The following is a 3,969-nucleotide window of genomic DNA, read 5'->3' on the forward strand; positions in this document are numbered from 1 at the left end:
TCGGTGGCGACAGGCAATCGCTATATCTTGCTGCATAAGCCTGAAGGCTTTGAATGTACGCTAAAGGCCAAGGAATACCCTATCGTCACAGAACTCATCGCCGTACCAGAGCTGGGTAGTTTGCGTATTGCAGGGCGCTTGGACGTTGATACCACAGGCGCGCTACTCATTAGTGATGATGGCGGCTGGCTGCACCGCGTGACCAGTCCCAAGCACGAGCATGCCAAGGTGTATGAGCTGACCCTAGCTGATCCTATGGATGAGGACGCGCAAGCTAAAACTATTCAAAAGGTGAGCGAAGGTATCTTGTTAGAAGGCGATTATGAGCCGACTAAACCGGCTACTCTTGAGTTCATAGATGAGACGCATGCACGTCTGACTTTGGAGCAAGGTAAATACCATCAGGTCAAACGTATGATGGGCTACTTTGGCAATCGCGTCACCGAGCTTCACCGCGCAAGTATCGGTCATATCACTTTAGACGGGTTAGAGCGCGGCGATAGTCGTTTCTTGACTGCCGATGAAGTGGCTAAGTTTTAGAAGTCATTTAACTAATCTTACGTAGGGTGTGGTTAGTTTTATGGAATTTTTATAAAGAATTTCAATAAAACGTAACCCACCTGCTAGTCGTTTTAAAATTTTTATTTAAAAAATTTTCCTTGCAAGTCTAACAAAGCAGCACTTTGTTTCAAAGACTTTCAGGTTACGCTTCTCTAACCATACAAGATTTTTACCTCATTTTATCTATTTATATTGCGCCTCCCTTAAGCTCAGGTAGCGATTTGCAAAATAAGCCGCGTCACCCTTCCCAAATTTAGCTTATGTGCTAAAGTCCTGATATCTTTTAATCTACTTTTTTATATAGTAATTGCTAATGTTATCGCGTCTCTGACCACAGCCGACTCTAGCAACTACTCCATTGTGTTAGGACAATCGCTATGCTGCTACCCACAATCAAAACCACGCCTTTATATAAAGCAATTGGTCTCGTCAGCGCTCTTTTATTAGCGACAAGTGCTTGCGCTGAACCTGCCACATCGACGACAAGTAGCGTCTCTCAGTCAAGCCATACTCAAGCCAGCTCAGTGAGCCAAGCGGTGGATACCCGTATCCGTCAAACGTTAAGCGAGGCGGGTATCAAGGTTGAGATTACATCGATTGCACCTTCTAATTTGCCAAATATGTATCAAGTCGATCTGGCTGGACAACCGCCACTCCATATCACCGCAGACGCCAAATACGTCATCCAAGGCGACTTGCAAAAAAACCCAAGCCCGCGCGTCGTGACCCAGACGCCTACGCGTAGCAGTGCTGCGCAAGTCGGTATGCCAATCAGCAGTGCGGTCAAGTCAGCGCTCCTTGCCAATATGAGTGCGCTTGCCAATATGAGCGCCAAAACGCCGTTCTATTACACAGCAGTGCCTGGCGTCATTTGGGGTGCAACGTTAGAAGGCGTACCGTTTTTGGTCTCTGACGATGCGCAATACGTGACAGATGGGGAGATATCGGTTATCGAAAACGGTCAATTTACTGGACTCGATGAAAACTTTGAAACCCGCAAAAACTTATCGGTATTTAACGAATTAGATGAGGCGCAACTGATTACTTATCCAGCAACGACCACACAAAAAGCAGTGATTTATGTTGCAACGGATGTCAATTGTCCCTATTGCCGTAGGCTACACAAGCAGATGGATAGCCTAAATCAAAAGGGCATTACCGTGAAAACGATTGGCTATCCTATCTATGAGCAGTCACCTGAGCAGATGCGCGGTATTTGGTGTCAGTCTGGTGAGGCAAGTCGCCGCCAAGCGTTAGATAGCGCTATGCTAAACGGTCAGATGACCCCAGCACCTGCTGGTTGTAGCACCGATTATGTGACGCCTAACCGTGAGAAGGCCGCGGGACTGGCAGTGATAGCCACTCCTGCAATTTATCGCGAAGATGGCGTCTTATATCAAGCAAGTTTCGAGAGTCCTGAGTTTTTGGAATTTTTGGGCGTAGAATAGTTTTTACAGTAAAAAAAGTAATAATGTTAAATCTACTGAGTCCAGTATAAAAGCGATACAGTGGGACTAGAATGAATGTTACGCCGCATTGAGCAGCGCAGGTACAGCACGCCAGAAAAATTATACCCGTTCCGCGTTGACGTATGATGTATTTGTTTTATTTGGAATCAACTATGATCGAAGGAAAAACCGCGCCATAAGCCGTTCTTATGGGGCGGTTTGTATGTCTTTTTTACTAGAGCAATACTAAGGCAAAATTATATCGACGATTTTCCATTCAATAAAGCCATTGCGCGCCATCTTTATCGTCATAGGATAGCCTTTGACTTGACCACTAATCGTAAAGCAATTAATGCCGCAGTAATTTAATACGGGCTTATCACCAGCTTGCGCATCTTGCTGAGCAAGCTCGTTTGCTTGCTTGTCCATGACCAGCTGCGTCTGATTGGCAATCACTGCACTCATATCACCGCGCTGAATAATAAGGTCTTGAATCAGACCGCGCAAATCGACTTGATTGCTAGCGATCGCCCAAGCCGCCGCTAGCTCCTTAGTGGCGGAATTGGCTTGACCTTGAGTGTTGATGAGCCTCTCAACGTTTTGCGGGGTGATAGCGCCGTCTACTGCCTGAGCAATAAAGTTATCTGCCGCTTGGCTGAGTGCATCGCCGCCCAGTTCTGCGACTAGCGGGTACTCATTCATCGTCGCTGCAAAATCATCGGTCAGCTGCGTCTGAATACTTGGTCGCAGCTGCTCATAATCAATGGCAGCCGCGATAGTCGCACCATCTTTGTCGTCATAAGCGTTTTTGAGCTGATAAGCGCTATAGTAGGGCGAGCCTGCATACACAGCGATAGCAATGACGATAAGTAGCAATAAAAGGGTAGTCAGCTTTTTCATAAGGGTGTGACCTGCTTGAGCATCTAAAAATAAATAGGGCGATAAATATTAGCATGCCACAAGAGGATATGGCATCAATAAAAAATCTATCGACTGCCAGCTTGATAAATAAGCCTATCATCTCCATAAACAGCGCAAACTTTTAATAACTGATTTGGTTATGCAGTACCTGCTATAAATATCTATCAACTCCCTTTTTATCTTGAGGTATGAGTTTCATGTGAAACCTATATTCTTATTAATAGCAAATATTGCTAAGAAAAAAGAGTGTCAGTTGTAGATAGCTATGAGCAGATACTGTCATGACGATAGGAGAGCCCATGAGTAAGCGCGATTTTTATGAGATATTAGGCATCAGCAAAACAGCAGATAATAAAGAGGTAAAGCGAGCCTACCGTAAATTGGCGATGAAATATCATCCCGATCGCAACTCTGATGACCCTGATGCTGAAGAAAAATTCAAAGAAGCATCAATGGCTTATGAAGTATTAAGCGATGCCGACAAGCGCTCAGCTTACGATCGTATGGGACACGCTGCATTTGAAAACGGCATGGGCGGTGGCGGCTTTGGCGGCGCAGGCGGTAATTTCCAAGACATCTTTGGCGATATTTTTGGTAATTTTGGCGATATCTTTGGTCAGTCGCGCGGCGGCGGTGGTCGCGCCCGCCGTGGCTCTGACCTTCGCTACGTTATCGAGCTCACTTTAGAAGAAGCGGTACGGGGCTGCAAAAAAGAGATTAGCTTTACTGCGCCTGCGCCTTGTAATACCTGTGATGGTAAAGGCGCAAAAGATGCCTCAGACATCGTCACTTGTCAGACCTGTCACGGTCAAGGTCAGATTCGCATGCAGCAAGGCTTCTTTGCTGTACAGCAAACTTGCCCGCAGTGCGGCGGCAGCGGTAAGCAAATCAAGAACCCATGCCCTGACTGTCATGGTAACGGCATCAAAGACAAAGCGCGCAATTTAGAAGTCTCTATCCCAGCAGGCGTTGACGATGGTGACCGCGTACGCCTAGCAGGAGAGGGCGAGGCTGGCGGCGCAGGCGTACAAAACGGCGA

The 3,969-nt window shown here is 46.6% G+C and carries 4 protein-coding genes; 3 read left to right on the top strand and 1 reads right to left on the bottom strand.

Annotated features, from left to right (window positions below):
* Both ACTXGO_RS10730 and ACTXGO_RS10735 read left to right on the top strand, forming a co-directional pair.
* Nucleotides 1-540 (top strand): 16S rRNA pseudouridine(516) synthase (locus ACTXGO_RS10730; protein ID WP_443574437.1); only part of this gene is annotated, 540 nt, incomplete at its 5' end.
* Nucleotides 541-938: 398 nt separating this feature from the next.
* A complete protein-coding gene (locus ACTXGO_RS10735) occupies nucleotides 939-2,009 on the top strand; it encodes a disulfide isomerase DsbC N-terminal domain-containing protein (protein ID WP_443574439.1) in 1,071 nt (356 codons plus the stop codon).
* 246 nt (nucleotides 2,010-2,255) lie between these two features.
* Here ACTXGO_RS10735 and ACTXGO_RS10740 read toward each other — a convergent pair whose 3' ends face one another.
* Nucleotides 2,256-2,909 (bottom strand): DUF2939 domain-containing protein, encoded by a 654-nt coding sequence (locus ACTXGO_RS10740; protein WP_443574441.1) that lies wholly within the window; start codon nucleotides 2,907-2,909, stop codon nucleotides 2,256-2,258.
* Nucleotides 2,910-3,229: 320 nt separating this feature from the next.
* On the opposite strand from ACTXGO_RS10740, the gene dnaJ reads away from it, so the two are divergent.
* Nucleotides 3,230-3,969, top strand: a 740-nt coding sequence (dnaJ, locus tag ACTXGO_RS10745) for a molecular chaperone DnaJ (RefSeq protein ID WP_443574443.1), incomplete at its 3' end; no start/stop codon positions are given.

This window comes from Psychrobacter sp. T6-1 (genome assembly GCF_052258445.1).